The organism is Ancylobacter moscoviensis, from assembly GCF_007559435.1.
Taxonomy (GTDB): Bacteria; Pseudomonadota; Alphaproteobacteria; order Rhizobiales; family Xanthobacteraceae; genus Ancylobacter; species Ancylobacter moscoviensis.
The window spans coordinates 1-2719 of the sequence record NZ_VMBP01000011.1; the positions used below are offsets into that span (position 1 = coordinate 1).

Genomic DNA, 2719 nt, shown 5'->3' on the forward strand with positions numbered 1-2719 from the left:
GAGTTCGGGCGGGCCTTCCCGATGATGATGACGGCGGCGGGCACGGTGCCGGCGGCGCGGGTGTTCGTGATGGGCGCGGGCGTGGCGGGGCTGCAGGCGGTGGCCACGGCGCGCCGGCTCGGGGCGGTGGTGTCGGCGACCGACGTGCGCCCGGCCTCGAAGGAACAGGTGGAGAGCCTGGGGGCCAAGTTCATCGCGGTGGAGGACGAGGAGTTCAAGCAGGCGGAGACGGCGGGCGGCTACGCCAAGCAGATGTCGGCGGAGTACCAGGCCAAGCAGGCGGCGCTGACGGCCTCGCACATCGCCAAGCAGGACATCGTCATCACCACGGCGCTGATCCCCGGCCGTCCGGCGCCGAAGCTGGTCTCGGCGGAGATGGTGGCGTCGATGAAGCCGGGCTCGGTGCTCATCGACCTGGCGGTCGAGCGCGGCGGCAACGTCGAGGGCGCGGTCGCGGGCGAGGTGGTGACCACCGCCAACGGGGTGAAGATCGTCGGGCACCTGAACGTGCCGGGGCGTCTGGCGGCGACGGCCTCGCAGCTCTACGCGAAGAACCTGTACGCCTTCGTGGAGACGCTGGTGGACAAGGGCACGAAGTCGCTGGCGGTGAAGTGGGACGACGAATTGGTGAAGGCGACGCTGCTGACGAAGGACGGGGCGGTGGTGCACCCGGGGTTCACGGCGCAAGGGGACGCTGCCAGCGCCGCGTGAGCGCGGGCGCGGCCCCGCTCCGCAGGGATCGGGAGCCGGCCTTGACCAGCGCTCGGCATTGATCGGTTGAAGGAGGCCTGGCGCGCCGGGGGAGGGCGGGCCGGGGCCTTGAGAACAGAGTTCAGGGGATAAGGACATGGCCAATCCGGCAGCGGGCGACGCGGTCGCCCAGAACGCGGCGGAAGGGGCGCGCCTGGCGGCCGAGGTGGCGCGACAGGCGGCACAGGCGGCGCAGGCCTATGCGGACGCGGCGGCGCAGAGCTACGCGGATATTGCCGGGAGCGCGGCGCACGCGCTGTCGGGCGGGGCGATCGACCCGTTCGTGTTCCGGCTCGCCATCTTCGTGCTGGCGGTGTTCGTGGGCTACTACGTGGTGTGGTCGGTGACGCCGGCGCTGCACACGCCCTTGATGAGCGTGACCAACGCGATCTCCTCGGTGATCGTGGTGGGGGCGCTGCTTGCGGTGGGCGTGGACACGGTGGCCGAGGGCACGGAATGGGCGCGGGGCTTCGGCTTCGTGGGCCTGGTGCTGGCGGCGGTGAACATCTTCGGCGGGTTCCTGGTGACCAGCCGGATGCTCGCCATGTACTCGAAGAAGAAGTGAGGGCGGAGCGATGAACGCCAATCTGGTCGCGCTGCTCTACCTCGTCTCGGGGGTTCTGTTCATCCTGGCGCTGCGGGGGCTGTCGAGCCCGGTGACGAGCCGCCAGGGCAATCTGTTCGGCATGGTGGGCATGGCGATCGCCATCGCCACGACGCTGGCGTCCTCGCCGCCGGCGGGGATCGGCGGCTGGGCGCTGGTGCTGGGGGGCCTTGCCCTCGGCGGCGGGGCGGGCGCGGTGATCGCGCGGCGCATCGCGATGACGCAGATGCCGCAGCTGGTGGCGGCGTTCCACTCTCTGGTGGGCCTGGCGGCGGTGATGGTGGCGGCGGCGGCGCTTTATGCGCCCGAAGCCTTCGGCATCGGCGCGCCGGGCGAGATCCACGCGCAGGCGCTGATCGAGATGAGCCTGGGCGTGGCCATCGGCGCCATCACCTTCACCGGCTCGGTGATCGCCTTCGCCAAGCTGAACGGCAATATGAGCGGGAAGCCGATCCTGCTGCCGGGCCGGCATCTCATCAACGCCGCGCTGGCGGCGCTCCTGATCGTGCTGATCGGCGTGCTGGTGGCCACCGAGAGCCACACGGTGTTCTGGCTGATCGTGCTGGTGTCGCTCGTCCTGGGCGGGCTGATCATCGTGCCGATCGGCGGCGCCGACATGCCGGTGGTGGTGTCGATGCTGAACTCCTATTCCGGCTGGGCGGCGGCGGGGATCGGCTTCACGCTGGGCAACACGGCGCTGATCATCACCGGCGCGTTGGTCGGCTCCTCGGGCGCGATCCTGTCCTACATCATGTGCAAGGGCATGAACCGGAGCTTCATCTCGGTCATCCTCGGCGGCTTCGGCGGCGACACCTCCTCGGGTCCTGCCGGGGCGGTGGAGACGCGTCCGGTGAAGCAGGGCTCGGCGGAGGACGCCGCCTTCATCATGAAGAACGCGGCGAAGGTGATCATCGTGCCGGGCTACGGCATGGCGGTCGCCCAGGCGCAGCACGCGCTGCGTGAGATGGCCGACAAGCTGAAGGAGGAGGGCGTCGAGGTGAAGTACGCCATCCATCCGGTCGCCGGCCGCATGCCCGGGCACATGAACGTGCTGCTGGCGGAAGCGAACGTGCCCTATGACGAGGTGTTCGAGCTCGAGGACATCAACTCGGAGTTCGCGCAGGCGGACGTGGCCTTCGTCATCGGCGCCAACGACGTGACCAACCCGGCGGCCAAGACCGACCCGCAGAGCCCGATCTTCGGCATGCCGATCCTCGACGTGGAGAAGGCCAAGACCGTGCTGTTCATCAAGCGCGGCATGGCGGCCGGCTATGCCGGCGTCGAGAACGAGCTCTTCTTCCGCGACAACACCATGATGCTCTTCGCCGACGCCAAAAAAATGGTCGAGGATATCGTCAAGAATCT

3 protein-coding genes are annotated in these 2719 nt (G+C 69.3%); all 3 read left to right on the forward strand.

All coding sequences use genetic code 11. The features are described from left to right. The coding region (locus FO470_RS19435; RefSeq protein WP_472771026.1) for a Rossmann-fold NAD(P)-binding domain-containing protein at positions 1-711 on the forward strand (711 nt) is incomplete at its 5' end. Between the two features lie 136 nt (positions 712-847). Beyond that, a complete protein-coding gene (locus FO470_RS19440) occupies positions 848-1315 on the forward strand; it encodes an NAD(P) transhydrogenase subunit alpha part 2 (protein WP_144344655.1) in 468 nt (155 codons plus the stop codon). A gap of 10 nt (positions 1316-1325) precedes the next feature. After that, a partial coding sequence (locus FO470_RS19445; RefSeq protein WP_144344656.1) for an NAD(P)(+) transhydrogenase (Re/Si-specific) subunit beta occupies positions 1326-2719 on the forward strand: 1394 nt, incomplete at its 3' end.

Bases quoted from the DNA above. Each gene is read 5' to 3' on its own strand.
- FO470_RS19440 (WP_144344655.1), top strand. From the start codon at position 848: ATGGCCAATCCGGCAGCGGGCGACGCGGTCGCCCAGAACGCGGCGGAA.